The following is a 26133-nucleotide window of genomic DNA, read 5'->3' as shown; positions in this document are numbered from 1 at the left end:
TCCAGTTTGTACCGGCGAGCCTATGGCGAAGACGCGGTCAGGACAACCCCGCCTCCGCTTGCGCGCCGGCGATCGCGAGCTCGCGCTCACGATCGTTCCTTCCGGACCAGTCGGATAATCAGGTCACTTAACGTCACATGGATCGCGATCAGACAAAGAACGATCGTGATCGCGACCGGTACATCGAAGTTGCGTATGAGGACGATGACCGACAACGCAGCGCCAATCATCACCAAGGCGATATTGAAGAAGCGAAACCGCTTCACGCGGATGGGATGCATGACGTTGATCGGCAGGAACGTGGCGATCACCAGAAAGGCGATCGCAAGGCTTGCCACCCATGGCGAAGGCCGCAGCAGGAACAGGAAGAACGCCGCCACGTTCCACAGCGTCGGAAATCCGCGGAAATGGTTGTCGTCGGTCTTCATCCGGAGATCGGCAAAATAGAGCGCGCCGGAGACGACGATGGCGACGCCGAGGAATGGCGCGAGATGCGGAACGAGAAATCCGCTCGCGGCGATCGCATAGGCAGGCACAAAGACATAGGTCGTGAAATCGACGACCAGATCGAGCGTATCTCCCGACCAGTTCGGCAGCACCTCCGCCACTCGCAGCCGCCGCGCCAACGAGCCGTCGATTGCATCGATCACCAACGCCGCCCCAAGCCAAAAAAACATCGCTGTCCAATGGCTGCGCACTGCCTCCAGCAGCGCCATCAGGGCAAATCCTGCGCCCAGCGCCGTGAAGATATGGACGGCGAACGCCCGTGCGCGCACGGTCGGTCGCGCCGATGATGAATCGCCCTCGCTCATTGACGCTAGCTAGCAGATTTCGCATCGGCTTGCATTTTCGACGAACTTGAGGACCCCTGCATCGGCAAGTCGGCCCCCGGTCCAGTAGCCGCACCGATTGAAACCGGACGTCCGGGTGAGTAGTTGTAGTTTGATGAGCGCTGCAGCGGATAAACCACTAAAGGACTTCGACGTCGCCGTCGTCGGCGGTGGCCCGGCTGGCCTGAGCGCCGCCCTTGCGGCCGCGCGAGCCGGTGCCAGCACCGCCCTGGTCGCCCGCCGGGCTCCTTATGGCGACAACCGCACCACCGCGCTGCTGCACGCCTCGACGCAGATTCTGCAAGATCTCGACGTCTGGGGGGCCTGCCGCGATCACGCCGCGCCACTTCGCGTCATGCGGCTCGTCGACGCTAGCGGCCGTCTGATCCACGCACCCGAACTGCGCTTCGATTGCGCGGAAATAGATCTCGATGCCTTCGGCCACAACATCGAGAACCGCCATCTCGTCGAAGCTCTCGAGGCCAGCGTGCTCAAATGCCCTGCCCTGATCCGGATCGACGACGATGCCGAGGCCGTCGAGACATCAGATGCGGCGGCAACCATCCGCTGCCGGCAGGGCCAACTGCTGCGAAGCCGGCTCGTGATTGGCGGCGATGGCAGGCACTCGATCTGCCGACATTCCGCCGGGATCGACGTCCGCAGGCGCGCACTTCCTCAGTCCGCGTTGACGCTGAACATCGACCACGGCCGGCCGCACAACGGCACATCGACCGAATTCCACACCGCCGATGGCCCCTGCGTGTTCGTACCTTTGCCTGGCAACCGCTCCAGCGTCGTCTGGGTGACCAAGCCGGAGCAGGCAATGCGGCTTTCGGGGTTCGACGACGACGAACTCGCCCACGAAGTCGAGAAGCAGTCGCACTTTCATCTCGGCCCGGTCCGGATCGACCCTGCGCGGCATGTCTTTCCGCTGGCTTTCGAACAGGCCGAGCGCCTCGCCGCACGTCGCATCGCGCTCATCGGCGAAGCCGCGCACGTGCTGCCGCCGATCGGCGCACAAGGTCTCAATCTCGGCCTGCGTGATGCCGCAGCGATTGCGGCCGTAGCGACCGACGCGCTCAAGTCGGGGCGCGATCCAGGCGACGATGCTGTGCTGAGCGAGTACCGCCGCCGGAGGAGACTGGACGTTTCCAGCCGATCGTTCGTCGTTGATCTCGCGAACCGCTCGCTGCTGTCGAATTTGCTGCCGGCGCAGTTCGCGCGGAGCCTCAGCATGCAGGCGCTGCACGACATCGGGCCGCTTCGCCGCTTCGTCATGCGACAGGCCATCGCGCCGGCGTCTTTCGGCAGGCCGCTGCTATAACCCCAGTCGCCCGGTCTTCAAGAGCCACATGATCGTGGTCAGCGTCAGCACCGAGGCCATCGTGCCCAGCAGCACTGCAGTCGAAGCGGCCTCCACCCAACTGTCATATTGGCGGGCGATGATAAAGGCGTTCAGCGCCGGCGGCAGCGACGCCATCAGGAGCGCGGTTGCGACCCATTGGCTGTCGAACGGTCCGAGCACCGACAGCATCGCGACTGCGAGCAGCGGATGGGCCAGCAATTTGACTATCACGACCGCCGGCACCTCCCACGGCACGCGGTCGAACGGTCGCAGCGCAACCGTCACGCCCAGCGCGAACAGCGCCACCGGAGCCGCTGCGTTCTGCAGAAACTGCAGCGTACGGTCTAAGGCGACGGGCGGCTCGACATGGAATGCCGCGGCCAGCGTGCCGAGCCACGAGGCGATGATCAGCGGATGGAATACGATCTGACGCGCCACATTGATGACCGTCGGCAGCAGCGGCCGACGCGTCCGTTCGAACACAGCCATCAGCAACGGCACGATAGAGAACAGGAAAATGCTATCGAAACAGAAGATGAGGGCCACCGGCACGGCAGCGGACGGGCCGAATGTCGCCAGCGCCAGCCCTGGCCCCATGTAGCCGATATTCCCGTAGCCGCCCGCGAGCCCCGCCATCACGGCTTCGCGAACCCGCCCGCGCCTGATCGCGGATGCAAGTAGCGCCGCCAGAGCGAAGGCTGACGCCGTCGCGCATGTGGTCGCGATGACGAACGGCAGATTGTTCAATTCTTCGAACGGCGTCTTCGCCAGGATGCGGAAGAACAGCGCCGGCAAGGCGATGTAGAGCAAGAAGAAATTGAGCCACGCCAGTCCGGTCTCCGGCAGCTTTCTGAACTTGCCGCAGGCGAAACCGATAAAAATGAGCCCGAAATACGGAAGCGAAAGGTTAAGAACGTCGATCATCCGGCGGCATGTTTGGACGCTGAACAGGCTGCCGCGGGACGGCGAAACTGCGCGTGAGACTCAAGGTCAAGATTGTAATTTATCTTTTGTTTCAGTGACTTGGCGACACGCCGCCGAGTCGCCCGCGAGATCTCGCGAACTTCCGGGGCGGAGCACTAGCATCGGCCACAATCCTGGTCTATTCGACGAGGTGCGATGAAAACCAGAACTGCCAAATTCCAGATCGGCCAGATCGTCCGCCACCGCATCTTTGCGTTCCGCGGCGTGATCTTCGACATCGATCCTGAATTCAACAACACCGAGGAATGGTGGCTGTCGATCCCCGAGGAAGTTCGTCCGCATAAGGATCAGCCGTTCTATCACCTGCTCGCCGAGAATTCCGACAGCGAGTACATCGCCTACGTCTCGGAGCAGAACCTTCTGCCTGACGATTCCGGAGAACCGGTGCGGCACTCGCAGGTCGCCGAAATCTTCGTGAAAGACAAGTCGGGCAGCTACCGCCCGCGTAATCCCTCGCTGAACTGATACCGAACTCCGGCTTTCGCGACCTGCCGAAGGGCTCCCCCACGGCGGCTACGACCGTGATAATCTGCTCGCATGGCACGCTTCATCTCATCTGCGGGCTGTCTGGCTCTGCCAAAAATGCCCATCTAAAAAAGCTCTCATCTGGGAGTGATCGAACGAGGCACGCAATCAGAGCGGTTGCAGCGATCGCGAAAACAATCCGTCCGGCAAGCACACCGATCACGTCTGCGCCCAGCGCCATGACGATCAGCGTGTCCTCGATAATGCTATGTGCGAACCCCATGAAGACGCAGGAAACAAAGACCTGCCGGGGTGACACATTGCCTGACCGTGCTTCGCGGATCAGCAATCCGCCTCCATAGGAGATGCCAAGAAACAGGCCCACGGCGGTGAACTGCCCGGCCTCGCCCTCTATTCCGGCGATGCGCAACGAAGGCGTGAGGATTTTCATCAACAGCGCCATCAGCCCCGACAACTTCAGAATCTCCAATCCCCAGGCGAGGGCCATGAGGATGACGAGCATGAAGATGAGCGCTTCGATCAGCCCGGTGAAGAAGCCGGTCCAATCGGTAGAGGCCGCCACCGGAATCCAAGTCGGGTCCAGCGTTTGCGACAGCCAGCCGGTGGCGGCGAGCAGATGATGGAGCATCATGGCGTAGAGGACGCCGCCGGCAACGCGGATCAGTGTCGTGACGGCAAATCCCGGTCCGGCCTTTTGAATGATCTTCTGCTCGATCGGCAGACCATGCGCGAAAAGCAGAAGTGCCGAGAAAACAGTCATATCCGCAACGCTCATCGATGCCACCGGCACCAGCGTGAAGATCATGGGAACGGCGCCCCAAATGCCCACGAGCATGCCGGTCAGCCAGGCCAGCCCCAGTTCCGGTGGTAGACCGAAAAGCCCCATGACCGGCGCCAGGGACGGAGACGCTGCCTCGATCAGCCCGGTCCGCGACATCACCTCGGTCACGATCGTGACCGGAACGATGATGCGAACGAGTTCCCAATAAATTTGCAGTGTTTGCAGGCGCTTGCGGACTGCAAATCTGAGCGCTGACATCGGCTCTCCGTGTTGTTGCCGACGTGCTCTAGCCCGATCCCGTTCGCATTTGCGGTCAAAAATTGCACCTGGATGCAATTTTATTGCACCCTAAGCGCGCGAGTTTGGAGAGGCGCATGGACCGGATCGACAGAAGGCTTCTGAATCTGCTGCAACGCGATGCGTCACGAACGAACGCCGACATGGCCGACGAGGTGGGACTGTCTCCTTCGAGCTGCCTGCGCCGTATCCGACGGCTGCGCCAGACCGGCGTCATCGACCGGATTGTCGCAATTCTGAACTCCGCTAGGACCGGGCGCATGTTGAAGGCCCTGGTCACGGTCGAACTGAAGCTTCACGGCGAGCAATACATGCGCCGGTTCCTCGATCTCGCGATCAGAGAGGACGCAGTGGCGCAGGCTTATGCGGTCACAGGGGAAGTTGACGTCGTCCTGATGCTGCATCTCCGTGATATGGAGGAATTCGATGCACTTTGTGATCGGCTGTTTCGGGACCAGACGAATGTTGCGCGATTCTTCACCATGATGGTGATCCGAACTGCAAAGAACGAAACAGCGGTCCCGCTATAATTAACGCCGCCGTGACAGGTCTTTCTGTCTCGCTCGTTGCGCTCATCGAGATGACGTACGTGTCAGGACGCGGCCAACGTACGTCGATAGGCTGCAGGCGTAACGCCGTAGTGCCGTTGGAAGATCCTGTTGAAGGCGCTGTCGGTCCGGTAGCCGACCGCCCTCGCCGCTTGCGCCAACGAGACTCGGCCGCCGCGGATCAAGCAGCCGGCTTTGTACATCCGCCACCGTGTCAGGTAGGCATGCGGAGCTTCGCCAACTTTCTCGCGAAAGGCCGCGGCAAATGCGGAGCGCGACATGCCGGCAATCGAGGCGAGTTCGTCGACGGTCCAGGCTCGGTCAATCTGATGGTGCATGGCGCGCACGGCAACGCCGAGCCTTGGCTGAGTCAAAGCGGCCAGCCATCCGGTTCGCTGCCAGCCGGTCTTGTGGACGTAAGTCCGGATGGTTTGAACCAGGATGATATCTGCAAGACGCTTGGTGACGATCCCGGCGCCCAAACCCTCTTCGCTGGTCTCCAGCGCCAGCAGATCCAACGTCGCCTGGAGTGCACGAGCTCGCTCCTCGTCCATGCCGACATGGAGAACCGGCGGCAGTTCTGCAAAGAGCGGCTTTCCGCCGTGACCATCAAACCCGAACCAGCCTGCGATCAAGGTCGCGGCAGGCCCTCCGCCGCCAAGCGCCATGAGCCGCCCGGGCCCGTCATGCAGCACCTCGATGCAAGGGCGAGGTGGCGTGGCCGGGTCGTCTGCCACGGAGAACGAACGGCCGTCCGTCAGCACGAAGCAGTCGCCGCTGCGCAGCGCGATCGGTTGTCGCTCGCCGTCCACTGACAGCCAGCAGGCGCCCCTGGCGACCATGCCGAATTTGATCCGCTGGTCTCCGGTGAAGCGAACCGCCCACGGGGCTGTCGCCTCGAGCCGGCCGTAAAGCGCGCTCTCCACCCGCATCGACCTGAACACTTCTTCCAAAGGATCCATGCACGCTCAAAATCTTGGAGGAATGAACAACGAAGGCGGACTCTCAAAGACTGATACTCCAGCATACTGGGCGCCGAACCTCAAACTTGAAAAGCAAGGAGCGCGTCTGATGAGAGCGTATCATCTGGAATCCCCCGGGAGCGTCGATGGCCTGGTCGTTCGAAAGGCCCCCAATCCGAAGCCGGGCCTTCGGGAAGTGGCGGTGCGCATCCGCGCGACCTCACTCAACTTCCGCGACCTGATGATCCTCAACAACGCCTACTTCCAGCCGGTGACGCCGGGCGTCATTCCCTTGAGTGACGGCGCCGGCGAAGTGGTGGCACTCGGCGAAGGCGCCAGTCGCTTCAAAGTTGGCGACCGCGTCGCGGCTACATTTCATCCGAAGTGGATCGCCGGCCGGATCACGCACGAGCATCTGGCCAGCCGCTTCGCCCCGGGCGAGCACGTAGGCGCCGGGCGCGACGGACTGCTCACGGATTACAAGGTCCTGAATGAGGAAGCCCTGGTCGCGATCCCGCCGCACCTGTCGTTCGAAGAAGCCGCCACCTTGCCATGTGCCGCGGTCACTGCCTGGAGCGCGCTGACGGCGCCGCGTCAGCTTGCGCCGGGAGAGACGGTCCTGACACTGGGCACCGGGGGCGTGTCGATCTTCGCCCTCCAGCTCGCCAAGGCGTTCGGCGCCCGTGTCATCGCAACCACCTCGAGCGACGAGAAGGCGACCCGCTTGGGCGAACTTGGCGCCGATGTGGTCATCAACTATCGCACCACGCCGGATTGGGAGCGCGAAGTCAGATCGGCAACCGACGGCCGGGGCGTCGACTGCGTCGTGGAAGTCGGCGGGGCCGGCACCCTTGCCCGCTCACTGGCCTGCGCGGGACCTGAATGCCAGGTGTCGCTGATCGGCGTGCTCGCCGGCAAAGGCGGCTCGTTCGATATGACCGCGCTGCAGCGCGGTCTTGTCAGCTTACGCCGCATCGGCGTCGGCAGCCGACAGGACTTCGAGCTGATGAACCGCGCGATCACGCATCAAAAGCTCCGCCCGGTCATCGATCGGGTGTTTCCATTCGAGGACGCGAAGTCGGCTTATCGTTATCTCGAGAGCCAAAAGCACTTTGGAAAGGTCGTGGTCTCGCACGAGTAGGATCAGTGTAAGACGAAAAAGGCGCGCATTGCTGCGCGCCTTTTCTTTGCTCTGTAGTTTACCGGTCGGCGTTACTGCTTTGCCGCGGGAGCCGGCTGCTGCGCCTCAAGCTTCTTGCGCGCCTCTTCGGCTCGCTTCTGAAGCTCTTCCTGCAGCTTCTTCTGCTGCTCCTCAAAGACCTTCGGGTCCGTCGGCGGACCGTCATAGGCCTTGCCGAAGTCGGCAAGCGGCAGCGGCAGCGTCAACGGCTGGCCATTGGCATTGATCGCCTGAATGATCAGGTTCTGGCCCTTCTTCAGGTTGCCGAGCACTTCAGGCGTGGCCTCATAGTCAGACATGCAGCCGTTCGCAAAGCAGATCACGTAAGGGCTCTGCTGCGGCTGGTTGGAATCGACGATCACGCGCGTGCCGTGCACGAGCTGCATGCCGAGCGGCAGCGTCACGCGCAGAACCTTCTTCGGCTCGCCTTCCGGCTCGATGATCACGGCCGCGACCACCGGCTGGCCCGACTCAATTCGTCCGTCCTTGCCGGTGAAGCAGACCTGCTTGGCGTTGGCATCCTGTCCCTTCAGGCAGAACTTCGTCCAGGGCGAGTAGATCAGCTGAACCTGATCCTGCTGCTGCGCGGGGGGCTGTTGTTGCTGCTGTTGAGCGGCTGCAGGTGGCGTCGCATCTTTTTTCGCGGCCGGCGGCGCCTTGGGCGCAGCCTTCGGGGCCGCCTTCGGAGCAGGCTGCTGGGCCGGCGGCTGCTGCGCGCCCGCCGGCAGCGCTACAAAAGCTGCACCGGCAACCAGGGCGGCGATAACCCGCCCGCGCGGCAATGCCATCGCGGACAAGAGACGGCTATTCATTGCGGAAAACCCTTTCCTGGATCGTATCTATCGACCGCGATCTGACCGCGGAAAACGGGGCCTCGATCGGCTGTCTCGTCGCCAAATGGGGCGGCAGCGTGACCGGGCCGACCACCTCTTGCTTGACGCCCGCCTTCAATACAAGGCCCGCCAAAAAGATCAATGCCGACAAGCTTCAAGAAAGGTTGCGAGCCACAGCATCACCACCGCCTATGGTAGATTCATGCATGGGAACAGAGCGAATCATCACCCGTTGCGCTGCAAATCGGCACGCGCCATTGGCGGAGGGGACGCGCTGGTCGAGCAACGGCAAGTGGCGCAATGCTTGGCCACTGGCCCTTGCCTGCGGACTGGCGCTCACCCTGTTCGACATCGTCGCCCAAGCGCAAACGCAGCCGTCGGCCAACCGGATCCGCCACGCAATCGCGATGCACGGGGAACCGGCGTTCCCCGCTGACTTCACACACATGCCCTACACCAATCCGGATGCCCCCAAAGGCGGCCATCTGGTCGTCGGCGTGCTCGGAACGTTCGACAGCCTGAACCCCATGATCGTCAAGGGTGTGCCGTTGCAGCAGACCCGGGGCCACGTCATCGAAAGCCTGATGGCACGCGGCCACGACGAACCATTCACGCTCTATGGGTTGCTCGCCGAAAGCATCGAAACGGACGACGCGCGCTCTTACGTGACGTTCCGGATCAACCCGAAGGCGGCCTTCTCGGACGGTAAGCCGGTGACGGCGGAGGACGTGCTGTTCTCACAAGAGCTGTTGCGCACCAAGGGCCGGCCGAACCATCGCCTCTACTATTCCAAGGTCGTGAGCGCCGAGGCTCTCGATGCGCGCACCGTGCGCTTCGACCTTACGGGCGCCAGCGATCGCGAATTGCCGTTGATCCTGGGCCTGATGCCGATCCTGCCCAAACATGCGACGGACGAGGCCACCTTCGAGCACACCTCGATGACGCCATTGATCGGGTCAGGCCCGTACCGCTTCGGCGAGGTACGGCCCGGCTCCAGCGTCGTGATGCAGCGCAATCCCGATTACTGGGGCCGCGATCTGGCGATCAATCGCGGCCTTTGGAATTTCGACGAGATCCGCTTCGAGTTCTTTCGCGAGTCGAATGCCGCCTTCGAAGCGTTCAAGCGCGGCCTCTACGATTTTCGCATCGAGACCGAACCGCTGCGATGGAGCTCGGGCTACGACTTTCCGGCGATGCAGTCGGGCCAGGTCGTGAAGGAAGTGATTGCCAACGGCTCGCCCCAACCGTCAGATTTCCTGGTGTTCAACACCCGCCGCCCGCAATTCGCTGACATTCGCGTACGCGAGGCGCTGTTGCTGCTTTTCGACTTCGAGTGGATGAACCGGAACTACTTCTTCGATCTGTATCGGCGTTCCGGCAGTTACTTTGCCGGATCCGAGCTGTCGGCCTACGGTGTGCCCGCGAATGAACGTGAGCGAGCGCTTCTCAAGCCGTTCGCCGACGACGTACGTGCCGACATCATGGAAGGTACCTTCAGGCTGCCTTCCAGCGATCGTAGCGGACGCGACCGCGGAGCGCTCCGGCGCGCTCTCACGCTGCTCGCGCAGGCCGGATACGAGGTATCCAACAACGTCCTGCGCAAGAAGACGACCGGCGAGCCATTCACCTTCGAGATCATGACGACAACGCGCGATCAGGAGCGGATCGCGCTCGCCTATGCGCGCGACCTGAAGCGAGCGGGAATTGTGCCATCGGTTCGCGTCGTCGACGCGGTGCAATTCGATCAACGCCGCCTCGCCTATGACTTCGACATGATCCAGAACCGCTGGGATCAGTCGCTCTCGCCCGGCAACGAGCAGGCCTTCTATTTCGGCAGCTCGGCGGCCGACAATCAGGGCACGCGGAACTACATGGGCGTCAAGAGTCCTGCAGTCGACGCGATGATCGCCGCGATGCTGGAAACGCGCGACCAAAGCGGTTTCATCGCGGCCGTCCGTGCGCTCGACCGCGTGCTGATGTCGGGCTTCTATACCATCCCGGTGTTCAATGTCCCGAGCCAGTGGCTTGGCCGATGGACGCGCGTGGAGCGGCCGAAACACTCCTCATTGATCGGAATTCTCCCCGAAACCTGGTGGCAGGCACCTGATGCAAGACGGCAATAGCCATTTCCTTGGCCGAACAGTTGAACCGCTGGCGAACGCGCCGTCGCTCGACGACCTGTTCCGCCGTAGCGTGGGACGCAAACCGCACGCCGAAGCGCTTATCGATCCATTCGACAAGGTGCGCGTGACCGGCCAAGAGCCTCGCCGGCTGACTTACGCGCAGGCGGACCAAGTTGTTTCCAACATTGCCGCGCATTTCGTCGAGGCCGGACTTCCGGTCGGATCTATTGTCGCGGTCCAGTTGCCGAATACGATCGAAGCTACGTTGACGCTGCTGGCTGCGGCGCGTGCCGGGCTGGTGGTGGCGCCCTTGCCGCAGCTCTGGCGCCAGGCGGAACTGACCGATGCGCTCAACCGGATCGGTGCACGCTGTATTGTCGGCACGACGTGGATCGATAGCGTCGATCATGCGGAAATCGCCATGAATGCGGCTGCGGAAGCCTTCTCCATCCGCCATGTCTGCATGTTCGGCGCCGGTGTTCCGGAGGGCATGGTGGCGCTCGACGAGGTCGCCTTCGGCCGGCATCCCGTTCACGCGCTTTCCGAGCGCGATCCAAGCCGGGCCAACTTCATCAGTTTCGACACGACGCCGGAAGGCTTGCGCGCGGTGCCGCGGACACAGATGCAGATCATCGCCGGCGGACTTGCGGTCTTTCTCGCAACCGCCGTCGAGCCTGGAGCGCGCCTGATGTCAGCGGTGATGCCGTCGAGCTTCGCCGGCATCTGCGCATCGACGGTAACTTGGCTGTTGTCCGGCGGTTCGCTGACGTTTCATCACCCGTTCGATGCCGACGTGCTTCTTGCCCAAATGGCGCGTGAGCGCTGCGAGACCCTGGTCGCGCCGGCGCCGCTGGCGCTGCGGCTCGGCGAGACAGGCGCGTTCGCCGAAGCCTCATCGTTGACGCAGCTGATCGGTCTGTGGCGCACGCCCGAACAGATCGCCTCAAGCGCGGTCTGGACCGGGGCGCAACGCTTCAGCGACCTTCACGTGTTCGGTGAGGCCGGCCTGTTCGCCCTGCCGCGCGAGACCGACGGCGCAGCGGCCGCCGTTCTGCCGGCATCAGCTCTGCATCGAGGCCCGAGTTCGTCGGCAGCAGGCGAGGCATTCGTCACCCCGCAGGGTACGCTCGCGCTGCGCGGGGCCATGGTCCCGGTCGCAGCCTACGCCCCGCCGCGATCCTCCCGCGACGGTCTCGCTCCGCGTACCATGCCCGATCACGTCGACACCGGCTACGCCGCGCGGCTGGATCGCACGACCGGAGCAATCTGCATCACGGCGCCACCTTCCGGGGTCGTCAGCGTAGGCGGCTATCGCTTCCTCACCAACGACCTGAACGACTGGGCGCAGCGCCTGCCGCAGGGCGGCATGCTGACCGCGCTGCCCGATCGTGTCAGCGGCCACCGCCTTGCGGGCCGCGCGACCGACAACTCGCGCGCCCGCGCCGCGTTGGCGCAACTTGGCCTCAATCCGTTGATGGTCGAGGCCTTCCGCGACCGGACGTCGTCCTGATCGGCAAGCCGGCGTAGGCATTGGCCGCACGTTGACGGCCTATTAAGCCTACGCGGCTAGATTGGGTGGGCATCACTCCCCGAACTCCGCCGATGTCCCAGCAAGGCCCTATCATCGTTGTTGCGCGCGACGGGCGCCCCGCATTTGCCGACACCCTCGCCGACGCAGCAGCATTTCCTGTTGTCGAATCCCAGTGGATGGACGTCCAGGCAGCTGTTGCCGAACTCCAGCCGGCCCTGATTGTCGCCGAAGTTTCAGATGGTTGCACTGATCATCTGAACGAACTCGCAAGATCCGTCGCGCACGCGCAACCTTATGTGCCGCTGATCGTGATCGGCGAACTCGCAACACCACCACCGAATGCCTTGCCGTTCGACGGATCCGATCCGACGTTTGCTCGCCTGCCGGCCCGTGCCAACGCAGCGCTGAGGGTACGTACGCTGCACGCGACGGTCCTGCGCCGGCTGGACGAGCCGGACAAGGCCGCTTCAATCCTTCCCGAGACCGACCCGCTGCAGGAGGCGACTGCGCTCCTTGTTGGGCGCGGCGCATCATACCCTGCGCTTTCAATCGCGCTTGGCGAGCAAATGGGGATCGTCGGCGCGCTGAGCATCGAGGCAGGCGCGAAGCATCTCAACATCCGCGACATCGACGGCGTGATCGTCGGCGAAGGATTCAGCCCACGCATCGTCGATGCGTTCCTGACGGTGCTGTCCGAAGATACCCGCTTCCGGAATTTGCCGGTCATCGTTGCCGGCGGCGTTGCCGGCGTGAAACCCAGCTACGAGCTGGCCAACCTGGAAGTCGTCCGCGGCGGGCCGCAACAGATCGTCGGCAACGCGGCTCCCCTGATCCGTCAGCAGGCGTTCGAATCCCGCCTCAACCGTGCGCTGAAATCGCTCGAGGCCGGCGGTGTCCTTGACCCGCGCACCGGGCTCCTGACCCTGGAAGCGTTCGAGAAGGATTTTACCAAGGCGGTATCCGATATCGCCGAGCGTGGTGGCGGGTTCTCGGCCGCCCGCTTCTCGTTCGAGCGGGCTGACGCCCGCACAAGCCTGGATGCCGCACGCATTCTCGGCCGGCTGATGCGGCGGATGGATTTTGCGACCCTTCAGCCCGACGGCTCGATCATTGCTGCGTTCGCCGAGACCGACCTGCGCATGGCGAATGTCATCGTCCGCCGCCTCGCCAGCGTGCTGAAGCACACCATGTTGAGCGCCGACAGCAAAGCGCGCATGGACGCGCACGTGACCCTCGCAACGTTGAAAGCCAACGACTCGGCAGAAGCTGTGCTGGAACGGCTCCACGGCATCAGTCAGCGCGCGGCGTCGTAGACGCCGCAGGGCCGGCTGGAGCATCTGCCTGGCGCTGCCATCTTAGATGCCGACGTCTCTCTCCGTGAGGATCCGGTCGATCAGGCCCCACTCCAGCGCTTCCTGTGGCGTCATGAAGTGGTCCCGATCCAGGGTGCGCTCGACCTCCGCATAGGTGCGCCCGCAATGTTCAGCATAGAGCCGGATCATATGACGCTTGGTCCGCCGCATCTCCTCGGCATGGATGAGGACATCTGACGCCTGCCCCTGGAAGCCGCCCAGCGGTTGATGAACGTGCAGGCTCGCATTGGGCAATGCCGCGCGCTGGCCCGCCTCGCCCGCCATCAGCAGAAATGATCCCATGGAGCGGGCCGTTCCCATGCAGAGCGTATGCACCGGCGCTTTGATGTATCGCATGGTGTCATACATGGCGAAGCCGCTTGTAACCACACCGCCGGGCGAGTTGATGTAGAGATTGATCGGCTTCTTCGGGTTCTCGGCCTCCAGGAACAGCAGTTGAGCACAGACCAACGCGGATACCGTGTCATTGACCTCCCCGTTCAGGAACACGATCCGCTCGCGTAAGAGCCGCGAATAGATGTCGAAGGACCGTTCTCCCCGACTGGATTGTTCGACGACCATAGGGACGAGTTGCATCGCTTCGCGCATGGGCGAACTCCTCTTTCGAAATGTTCGGTGTTGAGGCGAGGCGTCAGGCGGCGCGCATGAGGCACGGCCAGTTGCTGTTTGCAGCCTGCGGGACCCGTCGCGCGCCCATCAACCTATGGATAATTCTAAGATGGGTGCCGCCTTCGGCGTTGGGCTTCACTTGAAACGTCACCACGCTTTCGAGGAAGGGCGGCTCGTCCTCTCGAATGCTGTAACGAATTTCCTCGCCTGGCGCCAAAGCGACGGGCTCGGCGCTCGCCAATGCTTCCGTCGGCAGCCATTTGTCGCGAAATGCGGGAATGCTGATCGCTCGCCAAACCTTTTCAGGCGGCGCGTCGAGTTCATACTCGAGCACCAGATCCTGCGTCTTTGCGTCGGCTTTTATCTCGTTCATTGGTCCATGTCCTTCAGCAAAGCCTTCAACGCGTCGATCCGTGCCGGCCAGTAGGCACGATACTTCGTCAACCAACCAGCGATCAGTGCCACGCCCTCCGGATCGACCTCGTAGTTGACGAAACGGCCCTGCCGTTCCTCACGTATCAGCCTCGCGCCGCGCAGGACCGAAAGATGCTGCGACACGGCCGGTTGGCTGATTTGCATACCTTCCCGCAAAGCACTGGCGTTCATGGCACCGCTTGCCAGCTTCTCGAAGATTGCGCGGCGGGTTGGATCCGCCAGAGCTCTGAAGATGTCATTCTCGATCATGCCGATAGATAAGCATATGCTTATCTGTCGTGCAAGCGCCATGAGAAAACTCGTAGCCCGCATGAGCGCAGCGACATGCGGGTCGCCATCTCCGCCCGCATCGCCGTTTCCGCATATCGCTTACGCTCATGCGGGCTACAGTCGAGCTACGCCGCCTTCCGGTTCTCCGCGAGGTTGGCGAGCTGTCGCAGAATATCCGTCGTGCCCTTCACGCGCCCGTCGGCGTCGCTCCAGTCCTCGAAGAACACGACCTTCATGTCAGGCCTGACGCGAGCTGCAGGGCCCTGCTCGCGAATGAAGCTGACGAGGCGATCAGGAAAGGCGAAGCTGTTGTCACGGAAGGTCAACACCACGCCCTTCGGGCCGGCGTCGACTTTCTCGACATTGGCTCTCCGGCAGTAGTTCTTGATCGCGGCCACCTTGAAGAGATACCGCACCTCGTCGGGCAAGGTGCCGAACCGGTCGTGCAATTCTGCACCGAAGTTCTCGATATCCTCCTCATTGTCGAGGTCGCCGAGCCGCCTGTACAGTGACAGCCGCACCGAGAGATCAGCGACATAATCCTCGGGGATCAGCACCGGCATGCCGAGCGTGATCTGCGGCGACCAGCGGTCGGCAACCGGCGTCGTCAGGCCCGCCTTGAGGTTGGTGATCGCCTCCTCGAGCATTGACTGGTAGAGCTCGAAACCGACCTCCTTGATGTGGCCGGACTGTTCCTCGCCGAGCAGATTGCCCGAGCCGCGGATGTCCAGGTCGTGTGAGGCCAGCTGGAAACCGGCGCCGAGGTTTTCGAGCGATTGCAGCACCTTCAGCCGTCGCTCTGCCTGCGGCGTGATTTTGCGCTGCGCCGGCAACGTGAACAGTGCGTAAGCGCGCAACTTCGAACGCCCCACCCGGCCGCGCAGCTGATAGAGCTGCGCCAGGCCGAACATGTCGGCGCGGTGAACGATCAGCGTGTTGGCATTGGGAATGTCGAGACCGGATTCGACAATCGTCGTTGACAAAAGGATATCGTACTTGCCGTCATAGAAGGCAGAAACGATGTCCTCGATCGCTGCCGGCGGCATCTGGCCGTGCGCCACAGCGACCTTCATCTCCGGCACGTGCTTGTCGAGAAAATCCTTCGCCTCGGCGAGATCATCGATACGCGGGCAGACATAGAACGCCTGGCCGCCGCGATAGCGCTCGCGTAGCAGTGCTTCGCGCACCATCAGCGTATCGAAAGGGGCGACGAAGGTGCGCACGGCCAGCCGGTCCACCGGCGGCGAGGCGATGATCGACAATTCCCGCACGCCGGTCAGCGCCAGCTGCAGGGTGCGTGGGATCGGCGTCGCGCTCAGCGTCAGCACATGCACCTCGGACCGCAGCTTTTTCAGCCGCTCCTTGTGCGAGACGCCGAAATGCTGCTCCTCGTCCACGATCAAGAGGCCAAGATCCCTGAACTGGATCGATTTGCCGAGCAGCGCATGCGTGCCGACGACGATGTCGATGGTTCCGTCGGCCAGCCCCTTCTTGACCTGCGTAAGCTCCTTCGCGGCGACCAGGCGAGAGGCCTGGGCAACGTTCACCGGAAATCCCTTGAAGCGTTCCCCGAAAGTCTTCGTGTGCTGGCGCGCCAGGAGCGTGGTGGGCACGACCACGGCAACCTGCTTGCCGTCCAGCGCGGCCGCGAACGCTGCGCGCAGCGCGACCTCGGTTTTGCCGAAACCCACGTCCCCGCACACCAGCCGGTCCATCGGACGGCCAAGTTCGAGGTCGTGCAGCGTCGCATCGATCGCGGTGAGCTGATCCTCGGTTTCCTCATACGGAAATCGCGCGCAGAACTCGTCATAGGTGCCGGCCGGCACCGGCAGTTTCGGCGCTTCGTGCAGCATGCGCTCGGCAGCGACCTTGATCAGGTCACCGGCGATCTCCTGGATGCGCTTCTTGAGCTTGGCCTTGCGCGCCTGCCAGCCGCTGCCGCCGAGCCGATCGAGTTCGACGCCCGCCTGCTCGGAGCCGAACCGCGACAGCAGTTCGATGTTCTCCACCGGGAGAAACAGTTTCGTCTCGTTCGCGTAATGCAGTTCGAGACAGTCATGCGGCGCGCCGGCCACATCGAGTGTCTGCAGGCCAATGAACCGGCCGATGCCGTGATCCACATGCACGACGAGATCGCCGGTCGAAAGGCTCGTCACCTCCGAAATGAAGTTCTCGACCTTGCGGCCGGCGCGGCGCGGACGCACCAGCCGGTCACCAAGAATGTCCTGCTCGGTGATGATGGCGACGTCGTCGGTCTCGAAGCCGGCTTCCATGCCGACGACCGCAAGCGTCACCTCGTTGCGTGGCGTCGCCAGCACCGTGCGCCAGGCATTGACGTTCACCGTGTTGTGCAGCTTATGGTCCTTCAGGACGTGCGCCATGCGCTCGCGCGACCCCTCGCCCCAGAGCGCAACGGTCACCTTCTTGCGCTGCGCCTGCAAAGCCTGGATATGCGCAACCACGGCCTCGAAGACGTTGACCGACGTGTCGCTTCGCTCCGGTGCGAAATTTCGCCCCTGTCGCGCGCCGGCATCGATAGCGCCCGTATCGCCTTCTGGAACGGCGAAGGGCGTGAGTCGCGCCAACGCCGCTTCGCCAAGGCGCTTCGACCACTCCTTTTCGGTCAGATAAAGCTTGTCCGGCGGCAGCGGCTTGTAAGGCGCGCCGCCTCCCGGCTGCGACATCGCCTCGCGCCGAGCCTCATAATAGTCTTCGATCTGCTTAAAGCGCTCCCTGGCGACGTCCTCGCTCTGGTATTCGACCGCGATCGGCGCCTCGCCGAGGTAGTCGAACAATGTTTCCATCCGTTCGTGGAACAGCGGCAGCCAGTGCTCCATGCCCGGATGGCGACGGCCTTCGCTGACCGCCTCGTACAGCGGGTCGTCGCGCTCCGGCGCGCCGAAGGCTGCGACGTAGCCCATGCGAAAGCGACGGATGGTTTCAGTGACCAGCTGAAACTCGGACACCGGCATCAGGTCGAGGGCGCGCATGTCCAAAAGCGTGCGCTGGGATTCGGCATCGAAGGTGCGGATCGACTCCAGCGTGTCGCCGAAAAAATCGAGTCGGACCGGCTGATCGAGGCCGGCCGGAAACAGGTCGAGAATGCCGCCGCGTATCGCGTACTCGCCGCTCTCACGCACGGTCGAGGCGCGCTGGTAGCCATTGTGCTCGAGCCAGCCGACGACCCCGTCCATGCCGATCACATGGCCGGGCGCGATCGACAACGCCTGAGCCGCCATCGTCTGGCGCGTCGGCACGCGCTGGGTGATCGCGTTGACGGTTGTCAGCACCATCAGCGGCTTTTCACTGCCCTTCAGGCGCGACAGCCGCGCCAGCGTCGTCAGCCGTTGCGCAAGAATGCCGCCATGCGGTGAGACACGATCGTAAGGCTGGCAGTCCCAGGCCGGAAACTGCAGCAACTCGAGCTCGGGCGCGAAGAACTCCAGCGCCCGCACGAGTTCGGCCATGCGCGGCCCATCGCGACAGACGACGGCGAGACTGACGGGCTCGCCTTTGCGCCGCGCCGCAATGGCACGCGCAAGATCGGCGAGGATCAGCCCTTCGGCTCCGTCGGCGACATTTGAAACTGTCAGGGCGTGACCCGACCGCAACAGATCGGCCGGGGATTTCACTTGACGCGGACCGCTCATCTGCCCGCTTCCCAGACGCGAAATGTCCGCATCCGCTCGAATACGCTGCCGGCCAAGGCGGGCGGAATGGCGCGAGCGCCAGTCAGCGCGGCGTAGAGATCCGGATCCGGCAGTTCGATCAATTGCTCGAGCTGGCTGAGCTCCGCGTCCGACAGGTCGGCCAGATGCGCATCGGCAAAACGGCCGACGATCAAATCCATCTCGCGGGTGCCGCGGTGCCAGCAGCGGAACAGAAGCCTCTTCCGCCGATCGTCGAGCCCGTCGCTCGATCTTGTCGTTCCTGTCATGTCAAATCCGGACCAATCCACAACGCCAAAAGCCCGGACGTGCCGGGCGGCTGTCATATAGCGCCCGCGAGCGCTATTGTCAGCCTCCGATGCGCCCTACTTTGCTCAATCCCCTCTTCACGCCGGTCACGAGCCTTTCCGGCGTCGGACCAAAACAGGACACGTTGCTCCGGTACCTGCTCGACCGGTCGGAGACGCCGCGGCTCATAGACCTGCTGCTTCACATGCCCGCCAGCGTGATCGACCGCCGCGCGCGTCCGAAGCTTCGCGACGCGGCGGCCGGAACCGTGGTGACGCTCGACGTCACCATCGACCGGCATCGCCCGTCGCCGGCGCGCAACGCGCGCGCGCCCTATCTCGTCTATGCCAGCGACGAGACCGGCGACGTGGTGCTGACCTACTTCCGCGGCGATCGATCGTACCTGGAAAAGCTGATGCCGGTCGGCAGCAAGCGGTACGTGTCGGGTACGGTGCAGATGTTCGATGGAATACTGCAGATCGTGCACCCCGATCGCGTGGTGGACGAGGCGGGCCTTGCGAAGATGCCGTCGATCGAGCCGGTGTACCCCCTGACCAAGGGACTGATGCTCGGCGCGCTCCGCCGCGCCATTGCGATGGCGTTGCCGAAAATTCCGCAGCTGCCCGAGTGGCTCGGCCCGGACGTGATCCGGCGGGCGAAGCTTCCCTCCTTCACCGAAGCGCTGACGCGCATTCACCTCCCGGAACAACCCGACGATATTCTTCCCGATCACCCGTTCTGGCGGCGCCTCGCCTATGACGAGCTGCTGGCGGGCCAGCTCGCGCTCGCCGTGGTGCGGGCGCAGCTTCGCCGGCCTGCAGGCGTGCGCAACGCCGGCGATGGTCACCTGCGCCGAAAGGTCATCGACGCGTTGCCGTACGCGCTGACGGCTTCGCAGCAGGAAGCCGCAGCTGCCATCGCCAGCGACCTTGGTCAGCCCTTGCGCATGCTGCGGCTGCTGCAGGGCGACGTCGGTTCGGGCAAGACGGTCGTCGCCCTGCTAGCGGCGGCGGCGGTGGCCGAGACCGGCAAGCAATCGGCGCTGATGGCGCCGACCGAAATTCTCGCCCGCCAGCACCTGAAGACCATCGCCCCGCTCGCCGAGCGCGCCGGCATGCGTGTCGCAATCCTGACGGGGCGCGAGAAGGGCAAGGAGCGAAAGGAGATCCTCGCACGTCTCGCCGCGGGCGACATCGATCTTCTGGTGGGTACCCACGCCATCATCCAAGATGATGTGGTCTACAAGTCACTGGCGCTCGCGATCGTCGACGAGCAGCACCGGTTCGGCGTGCGCGAACGGCTGGCGCTGACCGACAAGGGCGACGCCGTCGATATGCTGGTGCTCAGCGCAACGCCGATCCCGCGCACGCTGGTGCTCACCTTTTTCGGCGACATGGATATTTCCGAGCTGCGCGAAAAGCCTGCCGGCCGGCAGCCGATCGACACCCGTGCGGTGCCGATGGATCGCCTCGAGGAAATGATCGATGCGGTCGGCCGGGCGGTCGACGCCGGCAAGCTGGTCTACTGGATCTGCCCGCTGGTCGAGGAATCCGAGGAGGTCGACCTCACCGACGCAGAGCAGCGTTTTAAGGTGCTGCAGCAACGCTTCGGCGAGCGCGTGGGTCTCGTCCATGGAAGGATGAAAGGACCGGAAAAGGACCGCGTCATGGCGCGCTTCGCTGCGCACGACATCAGTGTGCTGGTGGCGACCACCGTGGTCGAGGTGGGCGTGGACGTACCGGATGCGACGATCATGGTGATCGAGAACGCCGAACGTTTCGGGCTGGCGCAGCTGCATCAGTTACGCGGACGGATCGGGCGCGGCCGCGAGGCTTCGACCTGCATCCTGCTGTACAAGGAGCCGCTCGGCGAGATGTCGAAAGCCCGCCTGAAGGTCATCCGCGAGACCACCGACGGATTCAGGATCGCCGAGGAAGACCTGAAGTTGCGCGGCGAAGGCGATGTGCTGGGCACGCGACAGAGCGGCCTCCCCGGCTACCGTATCGCGCAGCCCGTCGTGCATGCACAACTGATCGCGCAGGCGCGCGAGGAAGCCGCCAGCATCATGCGCGAAAATCCGAAGCTGGAAGGCGAACGCGGTCAGGCGCTGCGGATGCTGCTCTATCTGTTCGAACGCGATGAAGCGATACCGCTGTTGGGCGCCGGATGAAGACGGCGCGCCACCCTACGGCACGTCGGCCTTTTTCGGCGCGTTCGACTGTGCGGCCTTTGCCGCATTCGCGAGCTCGGCGAGCGCGACGATGCTCTTCTTCGGATCGGTGCCTGGCTGCACCACGCCGGCCGACATGATCAGCGTCGCCGCCTGCTCGGTGGTCATGTCGATCTCGATCACGCCGCTCTTCGGTACGTAGAAGAAGAAGCCGGTGGTCGGGTTCGGCGCACATGGCAGAAACACCGAGATATGGTCCTCCTTGCCAGGCAAGCTCGCAGAAACCTCGCTGTTGGGCGGCTGCGAGATCAGCACGATCGACCACATGCCGGGCGCTGGAAATTCCACCAGGCCGACGCGCCGGAAGCTCGAGCCCTTGCCCGAGAACAGCGTCTCGAAGACCTGCTTGAGACTGCGATAGATCGCACGCACGATCGGCATGCGATTGAGCACCATCTCGCCGAGCTCGACGACCGTACGGCCGGCAAGGTTCGCCGTCAGGAACCCCAAAAGCGTCAAACCGACGATGGCGACGATCAGGCCCGAGCCTGGAACCCTGAACGGCAGATAGTTTTCCGGCCGGTACAGCGCGGGCATCAGTGGCCGCACAAGATCATCAACCCAGGTCACGAACGACCAGGTCAGATAGATCGTGATCAGCACGGGTCCCGCAACGACCAGGCCAGTCAGAAAATAGGTTCGCAGCCGGGCCGCGAGACCGTGCTTGGGCGCCTCCTCCACCTGCTCCGGCGGTGGCGCGTCAGTATCCATGCTCATCCAACTATCATCGCGGCAAAATCGGGCGTTCCCTTAACCGCACCCCTCGCGGCCGTTCTAGCAGAAACCCCGCCGAATTTGCGAGGTGCGTGCCTTCGCGCTTGGTTATTCGACGGTTACCGACTTCGCAAGGTTCCGCGGCTGATCCACGTCCGTGCCCATGATGACAGCTGTGTGATAGGCTAGCAGCTGCACCGGCAGGGCGTAAACCAGCGGCGTCACGGTTGCCGGCATCTCCGGCAGGATGATGGTTTCCAGCGAATCCACCGTGGCATGGGCGGCTCCCTTCGGATCGGTGATCAGGATGATCCGGCCGCCGCGCGCTGCCACCTCCTGCATATTCGAGACGGTCTTCTCGAAGATCCGGTCGAACGGAGCAATCACGACCACCGGCATCTTTTCGTCGATCAGCGCGATCGGCCCGTGCTTCAACTCGCCTGCGGCATATCCTTCCGCGTGGATGTAGGAGATTTCCTTCAGCTTCAGCGCGCCTTCCATGGCGAGCGGATAGCTGGTGCCACGGCCGAGATAGAGCACATCGGAACGCTTGGAGATATCACGGGCGAGATGCTCGATCTGGGCTTCCAGCGCCAGCGTCGCCACCATCAGGCGCGGCACCTCAACCAGCGCATGCGCGAGAGCTGTTTCGTCCGCCTCCGACAGCACGCCGCGGGCCCGGCCCGCCGCAATTGCCAGCGCAGCCAGCACTGTCAATTGACACGTGAACGCCTTGGTCGAGGCGACGCCAACCTCCGGTCCCGCCAGCGTCGGCATCACCACGTCACTCTCACGCGCGATAGTCGAACTCGGTACGTTGACGATCGACAGGACATACTGGCCCTGCTCCTTGGCGTAACGCAGCGCGGCAAGCGTGTCGGCGGTCTCGCCCGATTGCGAGATAAAGATCGCCAGATCCTGTTTGCGCAGCGGCGCTTCGCGGTAGCGAAACTCCGAGGCGATGTCGACGTCGACCGGAAGGCGCGCCAACCGCTCGAACCAGTATTTTGCGATCTGCCCGGCGATGCAGGCGGTGCCGCAGGCAGAGATGGAGATGCGGTCGAGCTTGGCGAAGTCGAATGGCAGTCTCTCGGGCAGCGCCACTTTCTCGGTGGCCATGTCGAAGTAGCGCGCCAGCGTATGGCCCACCACCTCCGGCTGCTCGTGAATTTCCTTGGCCATGAAGTGGCGATAGTTCGCCTTGTCGATCAGGAAGCTCGATGCGGCGGACTTGATGATCGGGCGCTGCACGACGGTGCCGTGCTCGTCGCGGATGGTCGCGCCCTCGCGCGACATCACCACCCAGTCGCCATCTTCGAGATAGCTCACCCTGTCGGTGAACGGGCTCAGCGCAATCGCGTCCGAGCCGAGATACATTTCCTTGTCGCCATAGCCGATCGCAAGCGGCGGTCCCTTGCGCGCCCCGATGATGAGATTGTCCTCGCCGGCGAACATGAAGCCGAGCGCAAACGCGCCGCGCAGCTTCGGCAACGCCGCCTTGACGGCGTCGACCGGCGTCAGCCCCTTCGCGAGATAGCTGTCGACGAGCTGAAGCACCGTCTCGGTGTCGGTCTCGGTGACGAACTTTGCGCCGGCTTTTTCCAGTTCCTCGCGCAGTTCGCGGAAGTTTTCGATGATGCCGTTGTGAACGACCGCGACACGCTCCGTCGCGTGCGGATGCGCATTGTGTTCGGTCGGCTTTCCATGCGTCGCCCAGCGCGTGTGACCAATGCCGCTGTGCCCCTTCAGCGGCTCGCGCTGCAAACGTGTTTCCAGGTTCTTCAGCTTGCCTTCGGCGCGGCGCCGCACGAGCCGACCGCCTTCGAGCGTCGCCACGCCGGCTGAATCGTAGCCGCGATATTCCAACCGCTTGAGCGAGTCGACGAGCTGCTCCGCGACTGGTCCGTGTCCCAAAATTCCAATAATTCCGCACATGCGGTCAGCGTCCTTAAGCGTCGAATGTAAGGGCTACTCTTAGCTGTTCAACTTAAGGCGGCGTTACTCAAAATTTATTGCCGATTGCGACGCGGTTGTTGCGGCACGGTTAAGGTTTGCTTCAACTATTTCGAGCCTCTTGCCGCCTTTTCGCGCATCTTCGTTTCGCGAAAGCGCTTGGCCCAGCCATCTTTCGTCGTCTGATCGGCACGCTCGATGCGCAGCGCATCGGCCGGCACATCCGTCGTTACGACAGAGCCCGAGCCGACATAACCGCCGGCTCCGATCGTCACCGGCGCGACCAGCGCAGAGTTCGAGCCGATGAAGGCGCCCTCGCCGATCTCGGTGCGATATTTGTCGAAGCCGTCATAATTGCAGGTGATCGTGCCCGCGCCGATGTTCGCGTTCGCGCCGATATGCGCGTCACCGATATACGTCAGATGGTTGACCTTCGCGCCGGCGTCGATCGCCGCCGCTTTCGTCTCGACGAAGTTGCCGATTTTCGCCCCTTCCCCGAGCACCGTGCCCGGCCGCAGCCGCGCATACGGACCGACCGACGCCTTCTTGCCGATCTTCGCCTGGACCACGTGCGTGAACGAGTGCACGACGGCGCCATCGTCGACTTCCACGCCGGGCCCGAACACGACGAACGGCTCGACCACAACGTCCTTGCCGAACTTCGTGTCGGCGGCGAGATAGACGGTCTCCGGCGCTATCAGCGTCACGCCCGCCTCCATGGCGGCTTGGCGCAGCCGCTGCTGCATCACCGCTTCGGCTTCGGCGAGTTGCGCTTTGGTGTTGATGCCACGCACTTCGTCCTCCGTGGTTTCGATGAAGGATGCTTTCATGCCGCTCTGGTTGGCGATCTCGATGATGTCGGTGAGGTAGTACTCACCCTTGGCGTTGGCGTTGCCGATCTTCTGAAGCAGTTGCAGCGCGAGGCGGCCGTCGATTGCCATCGCGCCACCATTGCACAACGCGATCGCGCGTTCCTGCTCACTGGCATCGGCATGTTCGCGAATGGCGATCAGCCGATCGCCTTCCGCGAGCAGTCGTCCGTAGCCGGTCGGATTGACGGCGCGAAATCCAAGCACGACGACGGCCGCCCCCTGTGCCAGCGGTTCGCGCAGACGCGTCAGCGTCGTCGACGAGATCAGCGGCGTGTCGCCGAAAACGACGATCAGATCATCGGCGCCACGGCCGATCTCATCGGCGGCAGTGAGCAGCGCGTGCGCGGTCCCAAGCCGATCGCGCTGGACGCAGATCGCAGCGTCCGCGCGCGCCTGCCTGACCTCAGCCGCCACGTCATCGCGACCGGGACCGATCACGACCGCGAGCCGCTGCCCCGCCCCGTGCGGGGCGGCAGCGAGCACCTGCGCAAGCATGCTGACCCCGGCAACCGGATGCAGCACCTTCGGCAACGATGAGCGCATCCGCGTTCCCTCGCCGGCGGCAAGCACCACGGTCAGGCAGGTCCGTTCCGTCATTCGATCCCTTCGAGCCGAGAAACGTCAGGCTTTTCAGGGCCGTCTTAGCCGAGCCTTTCCTCGGAACAAAGGCTTTTGCGGCGTTCCGGCCGGAAGCGGGCCGCGCTCGTTCCTGTTAGGCTTTACAAATTGATTCGTGACATGGCGGGGCGGCCAGGGAAGTGACCGCAAGGAAATCCGATTCGCTGTCGGACGACCTCGGAACCGACGATTCCGACGGTTGGCTCGGCGGTATCGTCGCCGAGGAGGACGACCTCGATCGCCGAGCATGGTGGCGCCTCGGACTCTGGGGTTTTGCAGCGGTCGGGGCCGTCACCCTTGGCATCCTTGCCAGAGAACTTCCGGCTTATGTGCAGCGCGCCCAGGTCGCCGCGGACGAATCCGCCGGCCGGGCGAAACAGGTCGAAACAACCCTGCGGCAGATGGAGCTCGAAGCGCTGCGGCTGACGGCGGCGATCGAGACCTTGAACAGCGATCGCGATCGCTTGTTCACCCGTCTGTCCGCGATCGAGCAAGGTCTCGATGTCGTGACGGGTTCGATCAAGAAGGCCGACGAGAAACCCGCAATTCCGTGGCCGGACGCTGCAATCGCGCCGATCATCGCGCCCGTACCTGCGACAGTTGTTTTTGCTCCTGCCATGCCTTCGATGGAACAGGCGTCAACGTCGCCGCCGTCGGTCGCCGACGCGCCTGCGGCGCATGAGCCTAGGCCAGAAGCGCTCGCGGCCGGTGACGCAAATGCGTCTGCTGTCGAGGAATCGCCTGTCGCCTTTGCTGATTTTGGATTGGACCTGGGAACGGCCAGCTCCGTCGGCGGTCTCCGTGCGCTGTGGCGCGGGCTCATCAAGGCGCACAAGGCGCAGCTCGAAGGCTTGCGGCCGCTGATAGGGGTGCGCGAGCGGAAAAACGGACTGGGCCTGCAACTGCACCTGATCGCGGGGCCGATCAAGGATGCGGCGGCTGCGGCGCGCATCTGCACCGCGCTGAGCAACGCAAGCCGCGATTGCACGACGACGTCGTTCGACGGCCAACGGCTTGCGGCCGAGCCGGACGAGAAACCCGCCCCCTCCCGCCCGCAGAAGCAGCGCAAGACCACACGCGCCGTGCAGCCCGAGGCCGCACCTGCGAAACCGGCCACAACAACCTCGTCATTCGCAACGATGCTTGGCTTCCGCTGAAGCGGTCCGCTCACAGGGCGCTTGGCCTTGAATCGGCCGCGCGCAC

The 26133-nt window shown here is 63.5% G+C and carries 22 protein-coding genes; 9 read left to right on the top strand and 13 right to left on the bottom strand.

The features are described from left to right. Positions 1–86: 86 nt before the first annotated feature. Positions 87–812, bottom strand: coding sequence for a CDP-alcohol phosphatidyltransferase family protein (locus tag RCO31_RS14360; RefSeq protein WP_308969080.1), 726 nt, complete (start codon positions 810–812; stop codon positions 87–89). Between the two features lie 133 nt (positions 813–945). Here RCO31_RS14360 and RCO31_RS14355 point away from each other — a divergent pair, with 133 nt between their 5' ends. Further along, positions 946–2154: a UbiH/UbiF family hydroxylase gene (locus RCO31_RS14355; RefSeq protein WP_308969079.1), complete on the top strand. Its 1209-nt coding sequence runs from the start codon at positions 946–948 to the stop codon at positions 2152–2154. On the opposite strand, the gene RCO31_RS14350 is transcribed toward RCO31_RS14355, so the two are convergent. Further along, a complete protein-coding gene (locus tag RCO31_RS14350) occupies positions 2149–3099 on the bottom strand; it encodes an AEC family transporter (RefSeq protein WP_308969078.1) in 951 nt (316 codons plus the stop codon). The two genes, RCO31_RS14355 and RCO31_RS14350, sit on opposite strands and share 6 nt — an antisense overlap. A 195-nt stretch (positions 3100–3294) precedes the next feature. Here RCO31_RS14350 and hspQ point away from each other — a divergent pair, with 195 nt between their 5' ends. Then, positions 3295–3624: a heat shock protein HspQ gene (hspQ, locus tag RCO31_RS14345; protein ID WP_308969077.1), complete on the top strand. Its 330-nt coding sequence runs from the start codon at positions 3295–3297 to the stop codon at positions 3622–3624. 82 nt (positions 3625–3706) lie between these two features. Here the strand turns inward: hspQ and RCO31_RS14340 are convergent, their stop codons facing one another. Beyond that, positions 3707–4684, bottom strand: coding sequence for a nucleoside recognition protein (locus RCO31_RS14340; RefSeq protein ID WP_308969110.1), 978 nt, complete (start codon positions 4682–4684; stop codon positions 3707–3709). A 116-nt stretch (positions 4685–4800) separates the two neighbouring features. Here RCO31_RS14340 and RCO31_RS14335 point away from each other — a divergent pair, with 116 nt between their 5' ends. Next, complete coding sequence (locus tag RCO31_RS14335) at positions 4801–5253, top strand: Lrp/AsnC family transcriptional regulator (RefSeq protein ID WP_308969076.1); 453 nt, start codon at positions 4801–4803, stop codon at positions 5251–5253. Between the two features lie 62 nt (positions 5254–5315). Here RCO31_RS14335 and RCO31_RS14330 read toward each other — a convergent pair whose 3' ends face one another. Further along, positions 5316–6233 carry an AraC family transcriptional regulator gene (locus tag RCO31_RS14330; protein ID WP_308969075.1) on the bottom strand — a complete coding sequence of 306 codons (918 nt, stop codon included), beginning with the start codon at positions 6231–6233 and terminating at the stop codon, positions 5316–5318. Positions 6234–6342: 109 nt separating this feature from the next. Between RCO31_RS14330 and RCO31_RS14325 the strand changes: the two genes are divergently transcribed. Continuing rightward, on the top strand, positions 6343–7374 hold the full coding sequence (locus RCO31_RS14325; RefSeq protein WP_308969074.1) for an NAD(P)-dependent alcohol dehydrogenase: 1032 nt from the start codon (positions 6343–6345) through the stop codon (positions 7372–7374). Positions 7375–7445: 71 nt separating this feature from the next. Here the strand turns inward: RCO31_RS14325 and RCO31_RS14320 are convergent, their stop codons facing one another. Next, positions 7446–8225 (bottom strand): invasion associated locus B family protein, encoded by a 780-nt coding sequence (locus tag RCO31_RS14320; protein ID WP_308969073.1) that lies wholly within the window; start codon positions 8223–8225, stop codon positions 7446–7448. A 428-nt stretch (positions 8226–8653) separates the two neighbouring features. On the opposite strand from RCO31_RS14320, the gene RCO31_RS14315 reads away from it, so the two are divergent. From RCO31_RS14315 to RCO31_RS14305, 3 genes are all read left to right on the top strand, one after another. Next, positions 8654–10369 carry an extracellular solute-binding protein gene (locus tag RCO31_RS14315; RefSeq protein ID WP_308969109.1) on the top strand — a complete coding sequence of 572 codons (1716 nt, stop codon included), beginning with the start codon at positions 8654–8656 and terminating at the stop codon, positions 10367–10369. Beyond that, on the top strand, positions 10353–11879 hold the full coding sequence (locus tag RCO31_RS14310) for a class I adenylate-forming enzyme family protein (protein ID WP_308969072.1): 1527 nt from the start codon (positions 10353–10355) through the stop codon (positions 11877–11879). The genes RCO31_RS14315 and RCO31_RS14310 overlap by 17 nt, the downstream gene beginning before the upstream one ends. Positions 11880–11971: 92 nt before the next feature. Then, on the top strand, positions 11972–13213 hold the full coding sequence (locus RCO31_RS14305; RefSeq protein ID WP_308969071.1) for a GGDEF domain-containing protein: 1242 nt from the start codon (positions 11972–11974) through the stop codon (positions 13211–13213). Between the two features lie 42 nt (positions 13214–13255). Here the strand turns inward: RCO31_RS14305 and RCO31_RS14300 are convergent, their stop codons facing one another. The 5 genes from RCO31_RS14300 to RCO31_RS14280 form a co-directional block, all read right to left on the bottom strand. Then, entirely contained in the window at positions 13256–13861 is a 606-nt protein-coding gene (locus RCO31_RS14300) for an ATP-dependent Clp protease proteolytic subunit (protein ID WP_308969070.1), read from the bottom strand. Positions 13862–13904: 43 nt separating this feature from the next. Continuing rightward, complete coding sequence (locus tag RCO31_RS14295) at positions 13905–14255, bottom strand: SRPBCC domain-containing protein (RefSeq protein WP_308969069.1); 351 nt, start codon at positions 14253–14255, stop codon at positions 13905–13907. Further along, positions 14252–14566, bottom strand: a complete 315-nt coding sequence (locus RCO31_RS14290; protein WP_308969108.1) for a metalloregulator ArsR/SmtB family transcription factor — start codon at positions 14564–14566, stop codon at positions 14252–14254. Before RCO31_RS14290 ends, RCO31_RS14295 begins: the two co-directional genes overlap by 4 nt. Positions 14567–14712: 146 nt before the next feature. After that, positions 14713–18237: a transcription-repair coupling factor gene (gene mfd, locus RCO31_RS14285; protein ID WP_308969068.1), complete on the bottom strand. Its 3525-nt coding sequence runs from the start codon at positions 18235–18237 to the stop codon at positions 14713–14715. Next, positions 18234–18524 carry a succinate dehydrogenase assembly factor 2 gene (locus RCO31_RS14280; RefSeq protein WP_308969067.1) on the bottom strand — a complete coding sequence of 97 codons (291 nt, stop codon included), beginning with the start codon at positions 18522–18524 and terminating at the stop codon, positions 18234–18236. Before RCO31_RS14280 ends, mfd begins: the two co-directional genes overlap by 4 nt. Positions 18525–18613: 89 nt before the next feature. Here RCO31_RS14280 and recG point away from each other — a divergent pair, with 89 nt between their 5' ends. Then, positions 18614–20713 (top strand): ATP-dependent DNA helicase RecG, encoded by a 2100-nt coding sequence (gene recG / locus RCO31_RS14275; RefSeq protein ID WP_308969066.1) that lies wholly within the window; start codon positions 18614–18616, stop codon positions 20711–20713. 15 nt (positions 20714–20728) lie between these two features. Here the strand turns inward: recG and RCO31_RS14270 are convergent, their stop codons facing one another. The 3 genes from RCO31_RS14270 to glmU all read right to left on the bottom strand — a co-directional run bounded on the left by RCO31_RS14270 (position 20729) and on the right by glmU (position 24909). Next, positions 20729–21490 (bottom strand): DUF502 domain-containing protein, encoded by a 762-nt coding sequence (locus RCO31_RS14270; protein ID WP_374991482.1) that lies wholly within the window; start codon positions 21488–21490, stop codon positions 20729–20731. Between the two features lie 105 nt (positions 21491–21595). Next, positions 21596–23422 carry a glutamine--fructose-6-phosphate transaminase (isomerizing) gene (gene glmS, locus RCO31_RS14265; protein WP_308969065.1) on the bottom strand — a complete coding sequence of 609 codons (1827 nt, stop codon included), beginning with the start codon at positions 23420–23422 and terminating at the stop codon, positions 21596–21598. 125 nt (positions 23423–23547) lie between these two features. Further along, positions 23548–24909, bottom strand: coding sequence for a bifunctional UDP-N-acetylglucosamine diphosphorylase/glucosamine-1-phosphate N-acetyltransferase GlmU (glmU, locus tag RCO31_RS14260; RefSeq protein WP_308969064.1), 1362 nt, complete (start codon positions 24907–24909; stop codon positions 23548–23550). 161 nt (positions 24910–25070) lie between these two features. Between glmU and RCO31_RS14255 the strand changes: the two genes are divergently transcribed. Further along, a complete protein-coding gene (locus tag RCO31_RS14255; protein ID WP_308969063.1) occupies positions 25071–26087 on the top strand; it encodes a hypothetical protein in 1017 nt (338 codons plus the stop codon). Positions 26088–26133: the final 46 nt, after the last annotated feature.

The organism is Bradyrhizobium sp. LHD-71, assembly GCF_031157255.1.
Classification (GTDB): Bacteria; Pseudomonadota; Alphaproteobacteria; order Rhizobiales; family Xanthobacteraceae; genus P52-10.
The sequence above is the reverse complement of the archived record's forward strand: the minus strand, read 5'-3'. Positions and strand labels throughout refer to the sequence as shown.

Coding starts and splice junctions, on each gene's coding strand:
- RCO31_RS14355 (WP_308969079.1), top strand. CDS start 946: ATGAGCGCTGCAGCGGATAAACCACTAAAGGACTTCGACGTCGCCGTC.
- RCO31_RS14300 (WP_308969070.1), bottom strand. CDS start 13,861: ATGCGCGAAGCGATGCAACTCGTCCCTATGGTCGTCGAACAATCCAGT.
- RCO31_RS14295 (WP_308969069.1), bottom strand. CDS start 14,255: ATGAACGAGATAAAAGCCGACGCAAAGACGCAGGATCTGGTGCTCGAG.
- RCO31_RS14335 (WP_308969076.1), top strand. CDS start 4,801: ATGGACCGGATCGACAGAAGGCTTCTGAATCTGCTGCAACGCGATGCG.
- RCO31_RS14315 (WP_308969109.1), top strand. CDS start 8,654: ATGCACGGGGAACCGGCGTTCCCCGCTGACTTCACACACATGCCCTAC.
- RCO31_RS14305 (WP_308969071.1), top strand. CDS start 11,972: ATGTCCCAGCAAGGCCCTATCATCGTTGTTGCGCGCGACGGGCGCCCC.
- RCO31_RS14270 (WP_374991482.1), bottom strand. CDS start 21,490: ATGAGCATGGATACTGACGCGCCACCGCCGGAGCAGGTGGAGGAGGCG.
- glmS (WP_308969065.1), bottom strand. CDS start 23,422: ATGTGCGGAATTATTGGAATTTTGGGACACGGACCAGTCGCGGAGCAG.
- RCO31_RS14340 (WP_308969110.1), bottom strand. CDS start 4,684: ATGTCAGCGCTCAGATTTGCAGTCCGCAAGCGCCTGCAAACACTGCAA.
- RCO31_RS14320 (WP_308969073.1), bottom strand. CDS start 8,225: ATGAATAGCCGTCTCTTGTCCGCGATGGCATTGCCGCGCGGGCGGGTT.
- RCO31_RS14280 (WP_308969067.1), bottom strand. CDS start 18,524: ATGACAGGAACGACAAGATCGAGCGACGGGCTCGACGATCGGCGGAAG.
- hspQ (WP_308969077.1), top strand. CDS start 3,295: ATGAAAACCAGAACTGCCAAATTCCAGATCGGCCAGATCGTCCGCCAC.
- RCO31_RS14325 (WP_308969074.1), top strand. CDS start 6,343: ATGAGAGCGTATCATCTGGAATCCCCCGGGAGCGTCGATGGCCTGGTC.
- RCO31_RS14330 (WP_308969075.1), bottom strand. CDS start 6,233: ATGGATCCTTTGGAAGAAGTGTTCAGGTCGATGCGGGTGGAGAGCGCG.
- recG (WP_308969066.1), top strand. CDS start 18,614: ATGCGCCCTACTTTGCTCAATCCCCTCTTCACGCCGGTCACGAGCCTT.
- glmU (WP_308969064.1), bottom strand. CDS start 24,909: ATGACGGAACGGACCTGCCTGACCGTGGTGCTTGCCGCCGGCGAGGGA.
- RCO31_RS14310 (WP_308969072.1), top strand. CDS start 10,353: ATGCAAGACGGCAATAGCCATTTCCTTGGCCGAACAGTTGAACCGCTG.
- RCO31_RS14290 (WP_308969108.1), bottom strand. CDS start 14,566: ATGATCGAGAATGACATCTTCAGAGCTCTGGCGGATCCAACCCGCCGC.
- mfd (WP_308969068.1), bottom strand. CDS start 18,237: ATGAGCGGTCCGCGTCAAGTGAAATCCCCGGCCGATCTGTTGCGGTCG.
- RCO31_RS14360 (WP_308969080.1), bottom strand. CDS start 812: ATGAGCGAGGGCGATTCATCATCGGCGCGACCGACCGTGCGCGCACGG.
- RCO31_RS14350 (WP_308969078.1), bottom strand. CDS start 3,099: ATGATCGACGTTCTTAACCTTTCGCTTCCGTATTTCGGGCTCATTTTT.